We start from the raw sequence: 20464 nt of genomic DNA, 5'->3' as shown, positions 1-20464 counted from the left end.
TTATATTCATTAAAAAGCCCTCTTTGATAAGAGGGCTTTGTTTGTGTCCCAAAGGGTTCGGAATGGGATAGGAAAGGTAAATTAATCACGGAAAAACTATGGAAGGGCAGAATGACACATCAAGAATGAGAAAAGCTCTTTGATGGCCATATAGGATAACTCTTTCCTTAGCACTGATAGTCATAAGAGTTATGTTCAGTTCTCCCATGATTTTCGTTAGATCATAAGCGTGTACAAAGAGGAAAACATAAAGAAGGAATATACTATATTCAACACATAAATTCGATTCACAGCAAATTAACGAAGTGGATGAATAGGTTTAATGGTGTTGCAACTTAATATTCAGTAACTATATAGTGAACTTGGTTCTATATACATATAATTAGTATCTGTGATCTGTTGTCGAACCAAAAAAAGGGAAATCCTTAAGACTGCGTCAAAAAGGAATAGCAGAAAGAGGGGAAGGAATGCGCACGATCCAAGTGTCTGAAATGATGGCTGAACAAAAATTTAACCGATTTCATCTACAGATTTATTATGCTGACCGCAAACAGGCAGGAAAAGAAATTGATATAATAAACACCCAGCTGAATCACTTTATGAAAATGTTCAAATGAAGATAGGCCAAAACAAAACGTGGAGATCTTAGTAAAAGAATTAAAGGGCCTTATGCCCTTTAATTCTTTTACTGTCTAGGGCCCCATATAATGACTGAAACCCCGACTAAACAGATTAAAGCTCCAATCCAATCATATAAATCAGGGGTTTTCTTATCGATGCCCCATCCCCATAAAACCGATAAAACGATGAAAACCCCGCCATATGCAGCATATACACGTCCAAAGGTAGGGAACGTTTGGAAAGTTGCAATGATGCCGTATAACACCAACCCAAAACCTCCGGCTAAACCTAGATAAATGGATTTACCTTCTCTTAACCAAAGCCAAATAAGGTAACCGCCGCCAATTTCAGCTAGACCAGCCATAAGGAATATTACGGTAGTAACTAACATATATGTATACCTCTCTTCCTGGTTGAAATTTTATCATATATGAAACTGCAAATGACATACTTTACAGAGTTCTTACTAATTGAAAGTTAACTGGAGCATCACCGTTAAGGCATGAAAATGATCTTTAAAAAGTTATTTTTAAAAGGTTGTTTGTGCTGATAGTTGAACAGTTTAGCTTGAAAAAATGCCATATTTATTTTTTGACTCTAACTTGGATTGCAATACAGATGCAAAGGGTACTATACCTAAATAGGAATATAGTAATTTAGTTGAGGAGTTGCAGCCATGAAAACCCGAACATTTGCATACATGTTAGCGCTATTTCATTCAAGTATTGTCGGCCTATCTTTCTTATTCACGAAAATGGCGATTGCAGAATCGAATCCGCTGGATACTTTGGCGTTCCGGTTCTCCGTTTCTTTCGTCATCATTTTATTCCTGGTCGCCGTTAAAGTCATTAAGGTGAATTATTCCTGGGAGTCTGTTAAAAATCTTGTTCCGTTATCTTTGTTATTCCCAACTCTTTTCTTTGCCTTTCAAACTTTCGGACTAAAGTATTCGCAATCCACCGATGCTGGAATTCTGTCTGCGGTCACCCCGATTCTAACATTGATGATAGCTGGATATTTCCTTAAGGAGAAAACATCTTTATATCAAAAACTTTCGATTGTATTGTCGGTAGTTGGGGTCATATTTATTTTTGCGATGAAAGGGAGCACAATCAATTTTTCCGACATGCTAGGGATGGTGTTGATCCTGCTATCCTGTATTGCAACTGCATGTTATACAACGATGACCCGTTCGCTTGCCAATGACTATACACCAGGTGAAATGACCTTTTTCATGATGGGAACGGGCTTTGTCATTTTTAACGTGGCTGCCCTCTTCACCCACTTAAAACAAGGAACGATGCCGGAATTCTTTACACCATGGTCGAGCATCGAATTCATCAGTTCCATTTTGTATTTGGGAATATTGGCTTCATTGGTCACTTCGTTATTATCCAATACGATTTTATCAAAAATCAAAGCGTCCCAAATGAGTGTGTTTGCAAATCTTTCCACTGTAGTAACGATTGCAGCAGGAGCTCTCATACTAAATGAAAAGATTACAATCTACGATATATTGGGGTCGATACTAATCATTTTAGGTGTAATAGGCACGAATTATTTTGGAGTGAAGAAAGAGCATTCAATAAAAGTGAATCTAGAATATAATGAAGGGAAACTGTGAATGAATGAAAAAGGTCCATCCCATTTGGGATGGACCTTTTTCATTTCCACCATCTTGTTTGAGGGAAATCCGTTGAACCAATCACTACTGGTTCGCCTATTTGAGGTGTACAGACCTGGACGCCAAGATCATTGGCTGCTTTTGTTACCCGTTCTATCGGATCTGTCCAGTCATGAAAAGACAATGTGAAACCAGCCCAATGAATGGGGAGCATCCGTTTTCCTTGTACATCGATATGTGCTTGAACAGTTTCTTCTGGAATCATATGGATGGTTGACCAGCGTTCATCATATTGGCCGCATTCCATTAAAGTTATATCAAAAGGCCCGAATTTTTCGCCGATTTCTTTAAAATGGCTGCCATATCCACTATCTCCGCTGAAAAATACCTTTTCTTGTTTGCCTTTAATTACCCAAGAACACCAAAGTGTCGTATTGCCATCGCGTAAACTTCTTCCAGAAAAATGCCTTGCAGGCGTACAGACAAATTGCAAATCCTTGAATGAAATCTCATCCCACCAGTTATGTTCCTGAATCAGTTCTTGTTTAACGCCCCATCTTTCAAGGTGTCCGCCGACACCTAGTGGGACAATGAACTGACTGACCTTATCTTTTATTTTCTTTATTGAGTAATAATCCAAATGATCGTAGTGATCATGTGAGAGCAGGACGGCATCGATAGGAGGCAGCATATCCAAATCAATAGGCAGCTCCCCGCTAAAGCGCTTGTTCCCAAACCAAGGAAAGGGAGTTGGTGCTTTGCCAAACATGGGATCCACTAAAATGGTTTTCCCATCTAACTCCAACATGAATGCAGAATGACCAAACCAGGTTATTTTATTGGAATTCATAGATCCAGGTTCTTTTGTTCCAATTACGATTGGCTGGTCGGGCCTCCTTTTTGGATTAGGTTTTATGAAATCACGTAAAATCGAACCAGTATGCTTAAGACTCATCGCTTGACTGGCTGGAATCTGATTTTGGAATTTTCCCTTGAAAAAATTCTCTTTTGTAGTGAAACTTCTCACTTTTTCTTTGTTTGTCCGTCTTCCAAGCGGAGGATATAGGTTTAGGAATAGTAATAATATTACAAAAGAAGAAATGAGAATCTTAATAATTTTCATCATGATAGCTTCCTCCCATATTAATCATGCCTTTTTGTTAAAACATATCATATCACAGAATATATAAGGTTATTTACTATGATGTCCCACAAGAAAAATGATTAAAATATACCCTTCTGAAAAAAAGGGCAATGGATGCTGAAACATATGATTCATTAACTGTAAACTCACATTGGGAGGAGTGTTTTTCAGCTAGTGAAAACTTCTGGCAAGTGTTTAAGTTTCACCCATCTTAGGCAGGGAATAGAGGTATATATAATGAATAATATAGAGAGCGGGATAAGGAATGTAGCAGCTGAAGGGTAAGGTGATAAATCGATTGTTAATGTTTTTCAGAGTCTTTGTATGGGTAGTATTTATTGCTTTATTAGCTTATGTCATACTTTCTTGGAAATATAAGGACAAGGTAAGTAAAAGGATTGAAGCGATTCGAAAAACCTGGTATATCATTTTTATACTGGGAGCTTTGATTTATTGGAATTTCTATCCGATGAGCATTTTTAATGAGTGGAAAAATTTCTTGATTATGGCTATCGTATTCATCCTTATTGATATGTTTGTGTTCTTGAGCATGTATATATCGAAGATTGGCGATAACGAGCTGTCCTATGCAACAAAAGCGGTTGCGGAAAGTGACAAACTTTTAACGGATAATAGGGAAAAGGTCAAAAATATGTTTCATCTCCTAAAGAAAGAAGGAATACCTGAGTATTATCAATCGAATAAGGAATACTTGGCTTATTTGAGCATTCTCCTTCAAGCGTATGCAGCTAAGGAAGGGATGAACGTGAAAATCCTTCCTTTCAAAACGGAACAAGACAAGCAATTGGTGATTAATGGGCATCCGAACTTGAATGGCAGTACCATCCGTGCTACATTGGAAAGAGAAGATACGTATTATAATGATGAAGAAAAAATGGCTTTGCAGCCTGTAAGCATTTTGATGGAACCCTATATCCTTGACGTTAAATCGGAAAGCTTCGTTTCAGAAGTCGATTGTTTATTAATAGCATTATTAATCATGATGTTCGATATGGTCATAAAACAAAAACCAGGTGGTGAGGATAAATGAGCATTTATGATAAAGCCGGCAATGATGTGTCAGTTGCCGTAATCAAACCACAGGTAAAAATACCCGATGTAGGTTTGAGTCCCCACACTAAAAAAGTGATGAAACAGAACGAACGCATTATCCTGAAACAAAAAGAAAAAGCTGCACGCTTCAGCCGGTTAAAAAATGTTTTATAAGAGGGAAGGGGTTTTTCCTTTCCTTTATGATATTTAATGGAAAACCCGCATATACTATTCAAAATCAAAGAATAGGAAGGGTCTTTCAGAATATGAACAAAAAACCCGAGAGAGTTAACATCCCGATCCCCTCCGCTTCACCATCCGAAAAACGGATACATAAGGGAAATGCTGATCTGCTCAAGCTTTTGCAAAGGCTGAAAGCTAAACGTTGGATTTTTTTAAGGTAAAAGAAAGCCAGTCTCTAAGGAGAACTGGTTTTTTTATTTTTAAGAAAATCACTGCGGGTGGTAGTATTGAATATTCTTACGGCCGGATTTCTTAGCCATATACATGGAACGGTCCGCTTTTTTCAAAAGTAAGTCCATTTCCGTACCATGATGAGGATAAAAACTTATCCCTATGCTGGCTGATACAAAATGATTATTTCCTTTAATGGTAATGGCCATGGTGGATAAACGGTTCAATATTAATTCAGCGTTTTGCTGAGTGCATTTCATTAAATCCTCACAATACGCTGGATGTAATAATACAATGAATTCATCACCACCAATTCGAGCCACATGACTGCCTTCGGGGACGGTTTGCAAAAAACATTCGGCTGTCTTTTTAATAACGTCATCACCAGTATCATGACCATAGGAATCATTGAAAAATTTAAAATGATCAAGATCGATGTAAAGAAGGGCCATTTCATCGTTTGTTTTATCTTTATGATAATCAAAATAATTATAAATGAAGTTCCGATTATAAAGACCTGACAAAGGATCCCTGATAATCCCTTTTTCAAGATTGATGGTATGACTAATCAAAGCTGCCAAAGACTTAATGAGGATCAGATCATATTCTTTAAAATCATAAGTTTTAATGTCGAATGCACATAATGTTCCAATGATTTCACCCTCAATAGTAAGGGGAGCTCCCATAAAACACCCATTTCCTATAAACTTCGTTGCGGAGTGGCCACTAGTCAATTCATGTTCCCCTAAATTAGGGATAACGAGTGGTTCCAAGCCATTCTCAGCAACTAATTTGCAATAAACCATATTATAAGGAAGGATATCACCTTCACAAATTAACTTTGCATTTCTATTGAAGGATTTGATCATGAAACTATGTATGGGATTCAATATAGAAACGAAGAATGTATTGACCTCAATGGTTTGACCTAATAGTGCTAATACTTCTTTAGCGATGGAATCGAAATTTTTATAATAGTTGATATCATGCTGAATCATTCTCAGGCTCCTCATTTATTTATAGTCTCTTTAGATTTCCGGATGTTAATTCTCAAATTGAACGCCAAAGACACAAAAGCGGAATCTCAATACCGTGACAGTTGTCCAAATTTCCACTAAACTCAATTAAGGGGATGGTTTCGTTTTATGGATGAATAATGTTATCGAGAAAGTTTAAAAATTGACCTTTACTTTATTTTCGGCATTTTTTTAATATCATTAAATTTTTATTTGCCTGATTACAAAATAGCTAAACCAATGTATCCATTTCTGGATTTCTGGATTACCGGGATGGGCATAAACCATAAAAAGTCCAAGTCAATGATCAGTCTATTCTTCATGAATTATACTGTAAATGAAATGGTAAGAGTAACTCCGATGTACATATTTGGTAGCTTTTTCATATTTACCTTGGAGAGTAAAGCATCTTGGCATTTCTTCACCTTCTCATGATAACAGAGCACTTGAATTTAAATAGATAAAACGAATGTACCCGCGCTCATTTTAAACAAAAATTTGGGGAGGATAAAAGGAAGTAATAAAGTACATATTGGATAATTCAAAAGGGGATCATTATGGGAAAATTAGAAAGTATATATCCTATTGCGATTGAGAATACAAAGGAAAAAATAATCCAGGATATGGATTTTTATTTAGAGAATCAAGAGACAATGCCTTCTTATTCAGCATATATATCAGACAGGACGACCTTTATTGAGCAAATTTGGATAAATGTTTGGATAAATAAAGCGTCAAATGATGTGCCCAGAAAGGAAAAAAAGGCGTTTTTAAGCGAAAGGGGTTTTGTAACGGAAGGTTCAGATCATAAGCTGATCAATAGCATGTTCCGGAACGAATTAAAGAAGTATCGCCCGTTTGATGGCTTAACATGGATTAAAAAAACCTTTGCTGACAATCAAGAAGAGTGGGAAAAGAGATATAAAAATGCAAGGGAAAAATTCTTTAGGCGACAAGAAGAACAGCGGCTTGCCAAGCAGCGTTGGAAGATACGCGCGAGGCTTCAAGAAGAGGCCAATACATTTTTCGAAAAAAACTCCCTTTTATTATATTTACATGTCAGGTATTATATTGCCGGTATATTGACAAAAGATCTTAAGAATAAGCCTAAATTCCAATATATCGATCCATACTTGCTTGAAGAACAATTGGTGGAAGAGGGTGGCTTTCAAGCTGCCGAATACCTAATGGTCACTGATTTTTTTGAAGAGCTTACAGGAGATATTCACTCGTTAGTCGGTTGGGGAAGGAACCGTTATGAATATGAAAATTACTTCTTCAGGTATGAAAGATTAGTTTCGGATTTCATAATGAAATTAGTCCCTGACAAATACTTGAACCATCTATCTGCTGCACTGCATCATGATTTTTTTGAGTCATATGGGGAAAGGCTGACGGTTGATGCCCTTCAAGGTATACTAAGCGATGAATTGGCCGATTTGTCTCAGTCCTGTTTTGATGAACTTCAGGAAGAATACCTTTCTGATTTACTGAAGCTTGAAGGAATTCCTTTTAATGAAACATTGCACGAAGAAATATACGAAAAAGACGTGGAGAACAGAGAGAGAAGAAAAGCTGAAGTATTGGCAGAGCAAGCCAGGAAGCGGGCAGAAGAGCAAAGGATGATCGATGATATCATCGGTAAGGCCTATACTCCATCATTAGGGAAAAAAGTTCAATATGTTTTGCATATAGGAGAGACAAATACCGGGAAGACGCATAAGGCCCTGGAAAAAATGAAAGAAGCGGAAAGCGGTTTGTATCTAGCTCCCCTTAGACTGCTGGCCCTTGAAGTGTTTGATAAATTAAATGCTGACGGTGTACCTTGCTCATTAAAAACCGGTGAAGAAGAAAAGGCAGTGGTGGGTGCTAAACATGTTTCCAGCACCGTTGAAATGTTTCATGAAAAAGACTACCATGAAGTAATCGTCATAGATGAAGCCCAAATGATTGCCGATAAAGATCGAGGCTTTTCATGGTTTAGGGCAATCACGCAAGCTAATGCGAAAGAAGTACACATAATTGGGAGCAATAATATCAAAATGATGCTTCTGAACCTTCTGAATGAAGCTGATTTGGAACTCCACGAATACAGACGGGAAATACCGCTTGAGGTAGAACAAAAGGAGTTTGGACTGAAGTATACGAAAAAAGGGGATGCGCTTATTTGTTTTTCGAGAAGGCAGGTACTCGAAACCGCGTCCCGGCTAAAAGAGAGTGGACATAATGTCAGCATGATATACGGAAGTATGCCTCCTGAAAATAGGAAACGGCAAATAGAGCTATTCAATCGCGGTGAAACATCAGTTGTCGTTGCCACCGATGCAATTGGAATGGGATTGAACTTGCCAATACGCCGTATCGTCTTTCTTGAAAATGAAAAATTCGACGGGACACGAAGAAGAAGGTTGACTTCTCAAGAAATCAAACAAATCGCAGGTCGAGCGGGTAGAAAGGGGATTTATGACACTGGAAAGGTAGCATTTACAGCAGATATCAAAATCATGAATAAGTTGCTGGAACAGGTAGATGAACCAGTTCAAACCTTCACAATCGCCCCAACCTCTGCTGTATTTGAACGTTTTCAAAAATATTACCGGAACCTAGGGACATTTTTCGAAATGTGGGAGAGGTTTGAGCCCCCTAAAGGCACGAAAAAGGCATCGCTATCCGAAGAAAGGGAGCTTTACGAACTAATACGGGATACTGAAATCGAAGCGCGTTTTTCTTTAATGGATTTATATGGTTTCCTGCATATTCCTTTTTCTGCAAAAGAACCAAGTCTTATCAGACAGTGGCTGGAAACGGTCGAAGCGATTGCCGAGAACAGTGACCTTCCTGAACCGGTCATCAAGACAAGGAATCTGGAGGAATTGGAGCTATCTTATAAAGCGATAGGTCTTCATCTATTATTTTTATATCGGATGGGTAAGCGGACCGAAGCTGTTTATTGGGAGCGTATCCGTGAAGAAATCAGTGATGGCGTTCATGATCAGTTAAAAGACGAAATGTTGAATTATCAAAAAAAATGCAAGCGCTGTGGAAAAAGGCTGCCGGATGACTCGCGTTTTCAAATATGTGACGCTTGTTATCATAGAGGGCTTAGGAAGACGCACAGATTCAATTAAACGAATTCTTTCGATAGTAATAACCCGAATAAAATGCACCTTGGTGCTTCATTCGGGTTATTAGTGGTTGTGTAAATCACTTAGTCGTTTGTTTCGATTTAGAAATAATTGCAGCTTGCTCCTTCATTCGTTTATCAGCTTTCTTATCATGCACCACTAAGATTGCATGAATTAAACCAGGGACATAAAAAAATAGTGTGAGGACCAAATTAAGCATAGCCTGAACGGGTTTACCGGCTAATAATACGGCTAATGGAGGGAAAATAATCGCAATTAAATAAAGAATGGTGAACACTCTCCAATATATTGATTTTTAATGACTATCACTGTTTGACTCTTGCTATCGCCTTGATAAATATATGCTCGAGAGCCAGATTCATACCAACTGAGCATTCTGGCTCAAAGAAGCTGTCTTTTTGCCCACGATAATGGCAGGCGGGCTATGGCTAATAATCGTTTTTGCTGGCTGCAGTCAATGTACCGCCGTTTTTTGTGTTAGAATAATCAGAATACTAACTGATGAAGGCGGGAGATTTATGAAAAAAAAGATAGGCTGTTTGCATGCTCACTATACAAATATAGAATACATCGAAGCCGCATTCTCGAAATTCGATATTGAATGGCTTCATTTTGTAGATCCGGGATTGATGCATCGTGTATCATCGGATGAAACTTTTAACAATTCGGATGCTCAAAAAAGGGTAAAAGAACAGGTCGAATGGATTGCCGAATGTAAAGTGGATGCCATTCTGATAACCTGTACAAACTACATCGCCTTTTTAAACGAAGAACAACTATCCTTACCCATGCCTATCATTAAAATCGATGAACCATATTTTGAGCAAATTTGCCAATTGCAGCAACCGCAAATGATTTTATTCACGAACCCAGCAACTGTTGAAGGAACAGTCAAACGTTTAAATGCCCATGCTGAAAAATATGGGGCTGTGGATTATGAAGTTATCATTATCGACAATGCCTTTGAATTGATTATGCAGGGATTAGGAGAAAAATATAACCAGGAAATCATGAACTTCCTATACCAGTTTAATAACGAAAAAAGACCGCTGTCGGTGGCTCAACTATCAATGGTCGAAGCAGCTATGAGATATGAGCTTGAGACAGGAAAGACAGTTTTAAATCCATTGCATGCATTAGTGGATTACATGATCGATCAACTGGAACTAAGGTCATTGAAAGTTGAATAAAGGATTTCTGATGTCGCACATGAACGTAAATTCAAATATATGTGTTTGTATATAATAGGAAAGAAAAAATCCCTGCATGATCAGGTTAAATCCCGATACAGGGATTTTTTTTATTATTCCTTTGTGCGGATTTGTTCACGGATGTTTTCAAGTTCTTCAAGGGATAGATCAGTCAGGGAATTTTTTATTTCTTCTTCGACCCGTTTTCGATCAAGCTCCCTATATTCGCTCCACCAATCCCGAAGCCCTTCGGTGTTTTCGAGAAGATACTCTATATCAATTTCTTCTTGCTCATCATCTGATAAATATCGCATGACCGCACCTAGTAACCGATTGAGTTTGGCTGTTTCGCTTTCCTTATCAGGTGAAGCGGGGGTATCTTTCACTTCTAAATCATCTTTAGCAGGAACATTCCGAGGTGTCATAATATCCTCCTGTTTTTAATACTAGTGTGCCTAAAAAGGGAGGTTTTCAATATATGTTTTTGATATTTTAAAAATTTCATCTTTTAAAATAATTTATGGACATTTAAAATTTCAACATATACCTCGTTAGAATATATCTATTATCTCATCATCCTTTAATAGATTTAACAAAATAATGGGTAGGTAAGGGGGGAGGAGGATAAAAGGAATAGCTTATTGCTATTCCTTTTATCCAGCGACTAATTTTCTGCATTCTTTTGCGCATCTCAAGCATGCCTCAGCACATTTTTGACAATGTTCATGATCGTGTTTTTTACATTCGTTTCCGCAGCTTTCACAAATCTTGGCACACACTTCAGCCAACTCTGAAATAAACGGTGTTCCTCTTGCTATCGCCTGTTCTAAATAAGAGCAAATATCCGCACATTCCCGATCCAAGCGAATGCATTCCACCATCATGTTTACATGTTCTTCTTTTAAACATGCGTCATAGCAATGATTACACGCGGTCATACAATCATTTAAAGTTTGGATAACAGATGAATAATTCTCATGTGTCATGAACAAATCTCCTCCTAAATATGGTCTCTCCCTTACTATTAACCTTTAAACTACCCTTTAAACTTCTTTTAGGACAAAGGTAAAAGGTTCTTTAAAACTGACCGGACAAGTAATGGACTTTAGGGAATGAATGGAAGGGACAGTGCATAAATTGAAATGAAGGGAGTGGATATATGAAAATGTTTATTAAATTAAGTGTGGCCAGTGTCTCCGGAGCCGTCGTGTATTTGATATATAATGTCAACCAGACGCTGCGTAAAGGAATGGGGACGCTTGAAGAAACAAATAAGACACTGGAAGAGGTAAGGAATGCAGTACATGGATTGACGCAAGAGTCCAAACAATTGATCCACTCTGCCAATCAAATTACAGCGGATGTAAAAGGGAAGATGGAAAATGTCGATCCATTGCTAGAATCCGCTCAAGATGTTGGGGAAATGATTCATAATGTAACCAATTCCATGAAGGAAGCCAGTTTGGAAGGCCGCCACAAGGAATTATCCGCTCCGACAGCTCCTTTGACTCGAACTGAAGCTGAGGGGGTTCAAATCAAAATCAAGTAGTACCATTAACATTAAAAACAGGCACCCCGGGATCCACTAACATATTAGAAGCAATAGTTTCTATCATTTAATTTAGAGGGGGAGCTTTATCTTGATTATTGAATATAGTGTGGCTGCGATCGCCTTAGCCTTCATTTGGTTGGTCGTATTTTTAATCAGTACCCTTCAAAAGGGAATGGTCACGATAGGAGAAGCCAATCAAACCTTGGCTGAAGTGAGAAATGCCATCCACGATCTATCCGGCGAATCGAAACAACTATTGCAAGCTGCATATGAAATCACCGACGATGTAAAAACTAAAATGAAAACGGTTGAACCATTATTGGATTCTGCACAGGATGTTGGTGAAGCGATACATTCAGTTACAGACTCTGTTAAAAAAGCCACTAACGGCTTCCGTACAGATTTTCCCCCGAAAAAAATCAATGCTATCAAACCCAAAAGCCAATTTAGATAAAAAGAAAATATTAAAAAAGTGAAAGACACTACCGGGAATTGGAGTGTCTTTTTTGATGATATGTATAATAGGCGTGATATGGATATCGCCCGTGGTTTATATATATAAGACCCATTTCTCTCATACAGATCACTTAACACCCTGTATGAGAATATGGAACAAACATTAAATTTGTAAGCGTTTAGGACAAGCAATTATCTTTCTGTTTTGTCACCTGCAGGATGACCGGATGCTTTTGAGTCATTGGAATGTTTGACGCCTTTACTTACATATGGTTTGGCGCTTTTTTTCTTATTGGCACTTGTTTTCCAACGATTCCAGCCCTTCTTGCCCGTTCCTGTGCCCGTACCTTTACCCGTTCCGCTTTTAGCCTTAGCTTTACTCATGAAATCACTCCATTACTATTGTATGGTTAGTTTAAACCATTTTCCTTGATTATTACCCAAGTATGTTGAAATATACAGTAACGAAGGTGATATGTACAGGGAAAGGCTCAATTTTTTTAATCTAAATCTTTATATACCAATAACAGCAAGAGATATTGCTTTGGTTTTTGCCTCACTTTATTGATATCGATCTTGATTTCGTCAGTAAGATGCTTATGCCGATTTTTTTGCAAATGGTCAAGTAGTGCATGAAAGTTAATAATACAGCACCTGTATTCATTCCTAAAATGATTCCTCCCATATTAAGAGAAGCCTGAGACCCTAGGATATACATCATTAAAAAGGCAACAATATGGGACCATACGGTATGGATGAAAGCATCCTTCACTAAACCAAGGCCGATGAGATAGGCTTGCATGGGAATTACAAAAAAATGAAAAAGGAAATAAGGACATAATAATTTTAAATAGTATGCAGCAGATGTTGAAGAAAAAAAGAGGGAGGTCAAAGGTTCCGCAAAGAAATATATGAAGATCACAGCCGGAACTCCATACAGTACGGTGAAAGACATCGACTTTTGCAATAAAACCCTCAATTTTTCTTTATCCTGCCTCTTGTAAGCATTCGAAACATTCGGAATGAGCATGATCATTAAGGAATGTGCGATAAAGGCTGGGAAGAAGCCGATCGTCATCGCTACTCCAGTGAGCATCCCAAAATGCTCTGTAGCCACTACCGCACCGAATCCTGCCGAGAGAAGGGCAGTGTGGATCAAAAAAGGTTGGATCGCATTTGTTATTGCATGAAAGATCCTTAACCCCATGGTGGGCAGCGAAACCGCCAATAACTTTTGCCGGGCATGTTTACCGGTTGTCCGTGAGTTTGTACCGCGCCTCATGATTCGCATTTGAAGAATCAAAAGGTTGATCAAGTATAGAAAAACGAGGAACTCACTGCCAATCAAAACAAAAAAGGCCATCAACAATGACTTTTCCTGGTTAAAATGAAATAAGTTAAAGATGAGGAAAAGCAAGCCGAATTGAATGATATCCTTTAAAAAGTTGGAAAAGGCAATCTTCCCCATTTGCTGGACACCCATGAAATAGCCTCTTGCAATCGACGAAAAGGCAACTATTGGGATCAATGTGATGAGCAGCCATTTAATATAGGGATGGTATTTATCCATTATGGATGAGAAGGAAAGTATGAAAGGCATGACTACACACATTACCAATACGACGACTGCAGCCATTTTAAGTGCATGAATGATAAGATTATAATGCATTGCCTGTTTATTTTCCGCAACGAATTTTGAAATGGAAATATGTAATTCAAGGCTGGCGATCACATATATCAAAAAGAAAATTGGCAATATGGACATATAAAGCCCCATGCCCTCTTCGTGTAATTCCCTGGCTAGGAGCATGTTCACTAAAAATTCGATACATTCACCAAAAAACGCTGCGACAATCAAAATGAGCGTTCCTTTATAAAAAGACTTCATGTTGGTCCACTCCTAACAAGGTGTTTGTATAAAGATATGAGACATGCCATGGAATATTCATGAGGAACTGTATATCCCGGCGATACAAAATGCGGTTATGCCTGGGGCAATCCTTATTAATCGCTGTTGAAAGATAAAAAATTAAATCAGGGTAAAGGTGGGAAATTGAATGAAATCGATTGGTTACATTCAGTTCTAATGGGGAAATCCTTACACATACAATCTTCTTCAAAAGGCTTCATACGGGTGATATTCCAAACAAGGGCAAGTTTTTATGCATTTTCCTTTTCAAAAGTATAAGATGAATCATGAATATAAGAATGGGACATGAATTTCGCTTTGAAATTCATGCTTTATTTTGCTATCCTTTAGCAGAGGGGATGATCAATATGAAATTCACATCTATTAGTCAATCAAATATAGATGAATTGTGCATTGCGTTTGAAAGTTGTCTTACGAAACATGACATTACATTTAAATATGTAGATATGAAGGAAGATAACGGAATCATATCGTTTATTTTTTGTGATGACCCGGAAAATGCGAGATCGGTCGACATGGAAAGTGAACGCTTCATTGGATTGGATACCGATTACATAGCCAAGGAAATTTTAGAGCCAATACTGCCTAGATTAAAGGAATTTGCACAATATAAAATCATCGATTAAGATGATTTTTTTGTTTTGATATTTGTTTTTATTGCCTGAATGGAGCTGGAAATTTAACTTCCTATTATATGCGTAATATTACAGGGTATAGTTTGAGGAACTAAAAAGCTGGAAGGGAAAAGGAAGAATTCTTACAGCGGTTTACCATTGGCTAGCTATTGCAGGAAATGGTGATTAAATAAAAGAAATACCCTGGGTGTGAAAACATCCAGGGTATTTCTTCTTTGAAAAGCAATCTTAATGGATTGTAAAGATCGCTTTTCACCACTTACTCTACTCCGCGGGATTCTGGATCAAATGACCATTTTTTTACCGGCATTTAATTCAACTTCCTGCTTGGGAGTTTCTATTTTCTTGATTTTCTTCACTCTAAAGTGATAAACCGCATAACATCCAAGGAAGAATGCTCCCCCGCAATAAAGGGCCATCCGCTGCTCAGGAACAAATGCTAAACTGATCATGACGATGCAGTTTGTTATTAATGCAAGTATGGGGATGAATGGGTATAGCGGAACTTTAAATTTCAGATCTTCTATCTTTCCGCCTTGGCGGGTATAGGATCTTCTAAAAGCAAGAAGACTAGCCGATATGGCAATCCAGCCAATTTGTGCACCTAACCCTGCAAGGGAGAGAAGAAAGACAAATATTGTGTCTGCAGCTACTACACTTGAAAGTAAAGACAAACCGGCAATCGCCAGGGTGATGAGCAGGGCATTGAGCGGAATCCCTCTCTTATTCACCAAACCGAGCTTCGGACTGGCCATACCTTCCCTTGAAAGCGAGTAGAGCATACGTGTCGCAGCATAAAGACCGGAGTTCGCCACTGACAATAGTGCTGTAAGAATGATGAAGTTCATGATGTCAGCTGCATACGGAACTCCGATACTATCAAGTACAACAACGAATGGACTTTCTGAGATACCGGCTTTTTCCCTTGGGATCATCGCCGAAAGTACAGTGACAGAAAGAACAAAGAAGAAAAGGGTTCTCCAAACGGTTTGTTTGATGGATTTTGGTATGACCTTTTCCGGGTTTTCACTTTCTCCAGCGGCTATTCCGATTAATTCAGTGCCCTGGAAGGAAAAGTTCACTGTAATCATTGTGATTAGCAGGGCCGATATCCCATTGGGGAAAAGACCCTCAGCGAAAAAGTTGGAGAAAAATGGAGCTTCTTGTCCACCTTTCATATCAATCATACCAAACATAGCAGCACCGCCAACGATGATGAAAAGAATGATGGCCAATACTTTTATGCTAGAAAAAACAAACTCCGATTCGCCAAATGCCTTTGCTGATAAGGCGTTTAGTGAAAAGATGAGAAAAGCAAAGATTGCACACCACATCCATACGGGTGATTCAGGAAACCATCTTTGCATTAGCTGTCCTGCTGCCAAAAACTCTAAGGCAACTGTAACGGCCCAACCTAACCAGTATAGCCATCCGATGGCAAATCCGGTTCCAGGACCGATGAACTTAGTCGCATATGTCTGAAACGAACCGGAAACAGGCATGGCAACGGATAGTTCACCTAGGCAAAGCATCGTTAAATACATGATGAAGCCGCCGACTATGTAAGAGAGGATAGCACCGAAGGCACCTGCTTCATGAATGGTATAGCCTGAACCGATGAAAAAGCCCGTACCAATACATCCCCCTATTGAAATCATAAATAAATGTCTTGCTTTCATGCTCCGTTTTAATTCATTTGGTTGATTTTCTGCTGTTTTCATTGAAAAACTCCTTTACCTGATGGGTGCAAACGGTTTCATTTATGTTGGGACGTTATAAGGGAATTTGTGTTTTCACAAGTCTAATAGCTTTGATTCTGATTCTTAGATGATGTCGAATTCCCTCCGAAAAGAGATTACTTCTGCATTAAAGAAGCATGAATCAATGAACATAGGTACCTATGCAGAATTAATTTCGAAAGCGCCGCTTAATAAAGAAAGAGAAGCCAAGCGTCAGGAAACTAGGGATGTAAATTGATTCATGTCGATCATCCGCCAATGGGAAGAAGCACATAAAAGAAGTATGGGCTTTTCCCTATGGAGCTTCACTTTAACGAACTCTCTATATTTCTATCAAAAAAACATAGTGTCCGATTATTTAACATGAGCCAATAAATCAGGAGTGATATGATCTTCCGCTCCATATAGTAATTTTTCCCCAAGCAATGAGCCCATTAATGCGACAGCAACTTCAGCCGTTTTATTATGCTCGTCCAATATTGGGTTTATCTCAACAAACTCTGCTGATGTAATGATATTAGCTTCAGCTAGCATTTCCATGGCAAGATGGCTTTCGCGGTAACTAATACCTCCCATTACAGGCGTTCCGACCCCTGGTGCATCATCTGGATCAAGACCATCAAGATCAAGTGATAAATGGACAAGGTCCGTACGTTCTTTCAGGTAGGCAATCGATTCTTCCATCACTTTTGTCATACCCATTCTATCAATCTCATGCATAGTATAGACTTTAATTCCTTTTTCCCTGATTAACTCTTTTTCACCTTGGTCTAAAGAACGGGCACCAATGATGACAATATTCTCTGGTTTGACTTTTGGAGAATATCCGCCAATTTTAGTCAGTGCAGGGTGGCCAAGGCCCAAACTTACTGCTAAGGACATACCATGTATATTTCCTGATGGGGATGTTTCGGCAGTATTTAAATCTCCATGTGCATCATACCATATTACCCCTAAGTTTTCAGTATGCTTCGCTAAACCGGCTAATGTCCCGATAGCAATGCTGTGATCTCCTCCTAAAACTAAAGGAAAACGATTTGCTTGGATGACTTCATCCACTTTTTGACTCAATTTTTCATTTCCTTCTGCTACGTCCTGCAGATTCTTTAAATTTGTGTCGCTATCACTTTGTGCTCTTTCCTGTATTTCTACTTTAATATCACCTTCATCACGGACAGTATAGCCAATGTTTTCAAGTCTTTCACTCAACCCTGCATATCTAATGGCACTAGGCCCCATATCTACTCCTCTTCTAGTTTGACCAAGATCCATTGGCACACCAATAATTGAAATTTCCTTCTTCATGTGTAATTCCTCCTTCGATTTTTCTTCCCTAGTATAAGGGTAAAAGGAGTGATGACTCAACTCGACATTTTTTTGAATATTTATACGATTGAGAAAAGGGTGAAAGTCTTGGGTTAAAATTCCTATTACTGATTATTTATGAACATAATATATTACCCTATGGGGTATTAAGTGCAATGGATGAATCCTTGTAAAAACTGCAATTGTTGAGATTTTTATCCCAGGAATGGAAGTGATAGCGCTACCAACCAGTTTCCTTCGCTAAGGATGATTCAGAAGATATTGATTATATTTTACTAGATACATTTATTCAGGAAATGGGGCAGTTACACCTATAATGCATGGAAGGATTTTTCATTTTTATATGGAATATATATAAAAAACTAAAAAAAAACTAAAAAAATTTAGTTGCATTTAGAAAAAATCATGATTTTTTTTCATCTAACACACTGAGTACTTTGTATTTAGACGCAGTTACTAGGAGGTATTCATGTTGAATTGCAATGATAGACAGAGTGGAAAAATGGAACCGAATCAAAAGAATGAGAGCCTTAAGTATATATCGAACCGCTGGTCAAGCAAAATTAATAATTTTTTGGTTCTTTGCATATATGAGCAAAACAATCAATATCATGATTTCAATAATAAATTCAAAACACACAAATTAAAAAATTCGAAGGGGTTTCTAACCTTTAAAGATGGATTAAACAATAAAAGTTTTGTTATTTGGGAACAAGCATATAAAGAGAATGAAGAGCTATTTGCCAAGCTGAGGTTAACGGCGAGAAACGAAACATTGTCACATATTGCCCAACATGTCGTATTCTATCTATTAAGTGAATATGAAAGGGTTTCTACAAAAAATCATGCTGTTTTAAAAGATAAACAGTTAATGGAAGATTCAATTTACCAAATGGAAAAAAAATTAAAAAATGAAACTTTTTTGGCTGAGAGATCGGTTTGGGAGGAATTTTACAGCTGGTTTAGACTACTAGTAAAACAATGGGTCCTTGAAGAAATAGCCTTATCAATAGGCGTTAATGAAATGGAAAGACTTGATGATCAAGCATTAAATAAGTTATTTTACGATCATCTCACAAAACATTTTACTGAAAACACTGGATTTTTATCGAGAGTAACAGATATCGTTAATGAATATATTAAAGAGTGGATCGATAAAATCATGATTCAATTTAATATCGAAAACAATACGATCGAAAAGATAGAAAACCTGCTATGTTTTAAGAGGGATTTTCAAACTTCAGATTTATTATTATCCACAATGAGGGATTTTGCTTTCAACTTTACTGTCCAAGATCATTTGCTTGTTATGAATAGTGCTCCATATCAGTCGGTTAGAGATGCAATTTATAAAAAAAATTTCGAAATCATTGGAAACATTCCTTGGCCTGCAACACCAATATTAAAGGGGAATACAGAAGGTTTCATACAAATAATCCCTTTTGGAAACGATCATATAACCTATGGGCAGACGAATGTGAAAGAAGCTTGGAACCGAGTCCACTCTTTATCTGATGTGGATGTAGATGTTTTTGATGCTCTTTGCAGCCTTTTCCTGTCAAAGGCTGCTCATAATGAGGAAACAGTGGAAATTTATTTAAATGACCTCCTTTCAATTCGAGGATTAAAGCCAAAACTTGGTGGGTTCGGGCGTCGGGGTGGTTACGAGGCCAAACAGCGTGCTCAAATTTTGAAATCGCTTACAAATATACAAAGCATATGGATTAACATTAACAAAGCTACCATCTATGAAAAAGGTAAGCCTGTTCAGACAAAGCTCCAAGGGAGGACGTTTATCTTTAAAGATCGTAATGGCGTGGAATATGATATATCAGAAGAAGCATGCAGGAAGAAGATAACGTTCACGATCGATAAGGTTTTCGCCAAATATCTTAATGGTTCTGCAAGGCAAGTTGCCTTACTTTCAATAAAAGCACTTCAATATAATCCATATAGGCAACTTCGGGAAAAACGGCTTACAAGATATTTAAGCTGGCGTTGGAGGACCCAAGCAAGAAAAGGAGACTTTTTACAGCCGAATAAAACCAGTACCCTATTGGAATCGATCGGTGAAAAATTAAATGACCGAACTCCATCCCGTACTAGGGAACGTTTCGAGAAAGCTTTGGATGTTCTACTAGATGATGGCGTAATTGCATCATGGCATTATGAAAAGTGGGATGAATCCATAGCCGATTATAAAGGATGGGCCAGTATTTGGCTGAATTCGATGATATTAATAGAACCGCCTGATATCATAAAGGAGCAATATCGCTCCATAGAAAAAAAACAAAAATCTCACACTGGCAATCGTCTTGCAAAGCAAGACCCGGCTAACCTGAAGAGCAGCGATCATATTGGCGAGCAAATAAGAATCACAAGAAAAAAACTCAACCTCTCCTTATATCAATTAGCAGAAGAACTGGAGATATCAGCCCCATATGTCAGTAACATTGAGAGAGGGATGAAAATTCCATCCTCTAAAATTCAAACGAAAATGAAGAAATGGCTGGAAAAACAGGAACATATTAATTGATCATGAACAAATTAACCCTATTCCTTTATTAGGAAGAGGGTTGTTTGTGTTGCCATATACATAAAAAGCATTGGCGTTTATC

The 20464-nt window shown here is 38.0% G+C and carries 20 protein-coding genes and 1 pseudogene; 11 read left to right on the top strand and 10 right to left on the bottom strand.

Annotation, left to right across the window (positions count from 1 at the left end):
• Window positions 1–66: 66 nt before the first annotated feature.
• Window positions 67–336: pseudogene (locus tag V3595_RS06180) on the top strand (IS1595 family transposase); the annotation flags it as partial.
• 131 nt (window positions 337–467) lie between these two features.
• Window positions 468–617 carry a hypothetical protein gene (locus V3595_RS06175; RefSeq protein WP_170971488.1) on the top strand — a complete coding sequence of 50 codons (150 nt, stop codon included), beginning with the start codon at window positions 468–470 and terminating at the stop codon, window positions 615–617.
• A 68-nt stretch (window positions 618–685) separates the two neighbouring features.
• On the opposite strand, the gene V3595_RS06170 is transcribed toward V3595_RS06175, so the two are convergent.
• Window positions 686–1012: a YnfA family protein gene (locus V3595_RS06170; protein ID WP_101222067.1), complete on the bottom strand. Its 327-nt coding sequence runs from the start codon at window positions 1010–1012 to the stop codon at window positions 686–688.
• Between the two features lie 285 nt (window positions 1013–1297).
• Here V3595_RS06170 and V3595_RS06165 point away from each other — a divergent pair, with 285 nt between their 5' ends.
• Window positions 1298–2245 carry a DMT family transporter gene (locus V3595_RS06165; protein ID WP_485905981.1) on the top strand — a complete coding sequence of 316 codons (948 nt, stop codon included), beginning with the start codon at window positions 1298–1300 and terminating at the stop codon, window positions 2243–2245.
• Window positions 2246–2285: 40 nt separating this feature from the next.
• Here the strand turns inward: V3595_RS06165 and V3595_RS06160 are convergent, their stop codons facing one another.
• Entirely contained in the window at window positions 2286–3371 is a 1086-nt protein-coding gene (locus tag V3595_RS06160; protein WP_485905979.1) for an MBL fold metallo-hydrolase, read from the bottom strand.
• 304 nt (window positions 3372–3675) lie between these two features.
• On the opposite strand from V3595_RS06160, the gene V3595_RS06155 reads away from it, so the two are divergent.
• Both V3595_RS06155 and V3595_RS06150 read left to right on the top strand, forming a co-directional pair.
• Complete coding sequence (locus V3595_RS06155; protein WP_485905977.1) at window positions 3676–4440, top strand: type II toxin-antitoxin system SpoIISA family toxin; 765 nt, start codon at window positions 3676–3678, stop codon at window positions 4438–4440.
• Entirely contained in the window at window positions 4437–4616 is a 180-nt protein-coding gene (locus V3595_RS06150; protein WP_076369116.1) for a hypothetical protein, read from the top strand. The genes V3595_RS06155 and V3595_RS06150 overlap by 4 nt, the downstream gene beginning before the upstream one ends.
• A 278-nt stretch (window positions 4617–4894) precedes the next feature.
• On the opposite strand, the gene V3595_RS06145 is transcribed toward V3595_RS06150, so the two are convergent.
• Entirely contained in the window at window positions 4895–5854 is a 960-nt protein-coding gene (locus V3595_RS06145; protein ID WP_485905976.1) for a sensor domain-containing diguanylate cyclase, read from the bottom strand.
• Window positions 5855–6429: 575 nt separating this feature from the next.
• On the opposite strand from V3595_RS06145, the gene V3595_RS06140 reads away from it, so the two are divergent.
• Window positions 6430–9000 carry a DEAD/DEAH box helicase gene (locus tag V3595_RS06140; protein ID WP_485905974.1) on the top strand — a complete coding sequence of 857 codons (2571 nt, stop codon included), beginning with the start codon at window positions 6430–6432 and terminating at the stop codon, window positions 8998–9000.
• Between the two features lie 76 nt (window positions 9001–9076).
• Here V3595_RS06140 and V3595_RS06135 read toward each other — a convergent pair whose 3' ends face one another.
• Window positions 9077–9286 carry a YqaE/Pmp3 family membrane protein gene (locus tag V3595_RS06135; RefSeq protein ID WP_485906763.1) on the bottom strand — a complete coding sequence of 70 codons (210 nt, stop codon included), beginning with the start codon at window positions 9284–9286 and terminating at the stop codon, window positions 9077–9079.
• Between the two features lie 250 nt (window positions 9287–9536).
• On the opposite strand from V3595_RS06135, the gene V3595_RS06130 reads away from it, so the two are divergent.
• Complete coding sequence (locus V3595_RS06130; protein WP_485905973.1) at window positions 9537–10208, top strand: hypothetical protein; 672 nt, start codon at window positions 9537–9539, stop codon at window positions 10206–10208.
• A gap of 113 nt (window positions 10209–10321) precedes the next feature.
• Here V3595_RS06130 and V3595_RS06125 read toward each other — a convergent pair whose 3' ends face one another.
• Together V3595_RS06125 and V3595_RS06120 are read right to left on the bottom strand one after the other, a co-directional pair.
• Window positions 10322–10633, bottom strand: a complete 312-nt coding sequence (locus V3595_RS06125; RefSeq protein ID WP_137023222.1) for a hypothetical protein — start codon at window positions 10631–10633, stop codon at window positions 10322–10324.
• 228 nt (window positions 10634–10861) lie between these two features.
• Window positions 10862–11194 carry a four-helix bundle copper-binding protein gene (locus tag V3595_RS06120; protein WP_485905971.1) on the bottom strand — a complete coding sequence of 111 codons (333 nt, stop codon included), beginning with the start codon at window positions 11192–11194 and terminating at the stop codon, window positions 10862–10864.
• A 173-nt stretch (window positions 11195–11367) separates the two neighbouring features.
• Between V3595_RS06120 and V3595_RS06115 the strand changes: the two genes are divergently transcribed.
• Together V3595_RS06115 and V3595_RS06110 are read left to right on the top strand one after the other, a co-directional pair.
• Window positions 11368–11757, top strand: coding sequence for a DUF948 domain-containing protein (locus V3595_RS06115; protein WP_101222076.1), 390 nt, complete (start codon window positions 11368–11370; stop codon window positions 11755–11757).
• 91 nt (window positions 11758–11848) lie between these two features.
• Window positions 11849–12214, top strand: coding sequence for a DUF948 domain-containing protein (locus V3595_RS06110; RefSeq protein WP_485905969.1), 366 nt, complete (start codon window positions 11849–11851; stop codon window positions 12212–12214).
• 194 nt (window positions 12215–12408) lie between these two features.
• Here V3595_RS06110 and V3595_RS06105 read toward each other — a convergent pair whose 3' ends face one another.
• Both V3595_RS06105 and V3595_RS06100 read right to left on the bottom strand, forming a co-directional pair.
• A complete protein-coding gene (locus V3595_RS06105; RefSeq protein ID WP_485905967.1) occupies window positions 12409–12600 on the bottom strand; it encodes a DUF3934 family protein in 192 nt (63 codons plus the stop codon).
• 172 nt (window positions 12601–12772) lie between these two features.
• Window positions 12773–14104 (bottom strand): oligosaccharide flippase family protein, encoded by a 1332-nt coding sequence (locus V3595_RS06100; protein ID WP_053534965.1) that lies wholly within the window; start codon window positions 14102–14104, stop codon window positions 12773–12775.
• 389 nt (window positions 14105–14493) lie between these two features.
• On the opposite strand from V3595_RS06100, the gene V3595_RS06095 reads away from it, so the two are divergent.
• Window positions 14494–14772: a hypothetical protein gene (locus V3595_RS06095; protein WP_402902360.1), complete on the top strand. Its 279-nt coding sequence runs from the start codon at window positions 14494–14496 to the stop codon at window positions 14770–14772.
• A 293-nt stretch (window positions 14773–15065) separates the two neighbouring features.
• Here the strand turns inward: V3595_RS06095 and V3595_RS06090 are convergent, their stop codons facing one another.
• Entirely contained in the window at window positions 15066–16502 is a 1437-nt protein-coding gene (locus V3595_RS06090) for an amino acid permease (protein ID WP_350302624.1), read from the bottom strand.
• 372 nt (window positions 16503–16874) lie between these two features.
• The gene (rocF, locus tag V3595_RS06085) at window positions 16875–17825 is read right to left on the bottom strand and encodes an arginase (RefSeq protein ID WP_137016739.1); all 951 of its coding nucleotides are present in this window, start codon (window positions 17823–17825) and stop codon (window positions 16875–16877) included.
• Between the two features lie 493 nt (window positions 17826–18318).
• On the opposite strand from rocF, the gene V3595_RS06080 reads away from it, so the two are divergent.
• Window positions 18319–20382, top strand: a complete 2064-nt coding sequence (locus tag V3595_RS06080) for a helix-turn-helix domain-containing protein (protein ID WP_485905964.1) — start codon at window positions 18319–18321, stop codon at window positions 20380–20382.
• The last annotated feature ends 82 nt before the right edge of the window (window positions 20383–20464 follow it).

It is taken from the genome of Bacillus sp. CFBP9009, assembly GCF_036541465.1.
Classification (GTDB): Bacteria; Bacillota; Bacilli; order Bacillales; family DSM-1321; genus Peribacillus.
This window is presented reverse-complemented; position numbering and strand designations above follow the sequence as displayed.

Coding starts and splice junctions, on each gene's coding strand:
- V3595_RS06175 (WP_170971488.1), top strand. CDS start 468: ATGCGCACGATCCAAGTGTCTGAAATGATGGCTGAACAAAAATTTAAC.
- V3595_RS06170 (WP_101222067.1), bottom strand. CDS start 1,012: ATGTTAGTTACTACCGTAATATTCCTTATGGCTGGTCTAGCTGAAATT.
- V3595_RS06165 (WP_485905981.1), top strand. CDS start 1,298: ATGAAAACCCGAACATTTGCATACATGTTAGCGCTATTTCATTCAAGT.
- V3595_RS06160 (WP_485905979.1), bottom strand. CDS start 3,371: ATGATGAAAATTATTAAGATTCTCATTTCTTCTTTTGTAATATTATTA.
- V3595_RS06150 (WP_076369116.1), top strand. CDS start 4,437: ATGAGCATTTATGATAAAGCCGGCAATGATGTGTCAGTTGCCGTAATC.
- V3595_RS06145 (WP_485905976.1), bottom strand. CDS start 5,854: ATGATTCAGCATGATATCAACTATTATAAAAATTTCGATTCCATCGCT.
- V3595_RS06140 (WP_485905974.1), top strand. CDS start 6,430: ATGGGAAAATTAGAAAGTATATATCCTATTGCGATTGAGAATACAAAG.
- V3595_RS06130 (WP_485905973.1), top strand. CDS start 9,537: ATGAAAAAAAAGATAGGCTGTTTGCATGCTCACTATACAAATATAGAA.
- V3595_RS06125 (WP_137023222.1), bottom strand. CDS start 10,633: ATGACACCTCGGAATGTTCCTGCTAAAGATGATTTAGAAGTGAAAGAT.
- V3595_RS06120 (WP_485905971.1), bottom strand. CDS start 11,194: ATGACACATGAGAATTATTCATCTGTTATCCAAACTTTAAATGATTGT.
- V3595_RS06115 (WP_101222076.1), top strand. CDS start 11,368: ATGAAAATGTTTATTAAATTAAGTGTGGCCAGTGTCTCCGGAGCCGTC.
- V3595_RS06105 (WP_485905967.1), bottom strand. CDS start 12,600: ATGAGTAAAGCTAAGGCTAAAAGCGGAACGGGTAAAGGTACGGGCACA.
- V3595_RS06100 (WP_053534965.1), bottom strand. CDS start 14,104: ATGAAGTCTTTTTATAAAGGAACGCTCATTTTGATTGTCGCAGCGTTT.
- V3595_RS06095 (WP_402902360.1), top strand. CDS start 14,494: ATGAAATTCACATCTATTAGTCAATCAAATATAGATGAATTGTGCATT.
- V3595_RS06090 (WP_350302624.1), bottom strand. CDS start 16,502: ATGAAAACAGCAGAAAATCAACCAAATGAATTAAAACGGAGCATGAAA.
- rocF (WP_137016739.1), bottom strand. CDS start 17,825: ATGAAGAAGGAAATTTCAATTATTGGTGTGCCAATGGATCTTGGTCAA.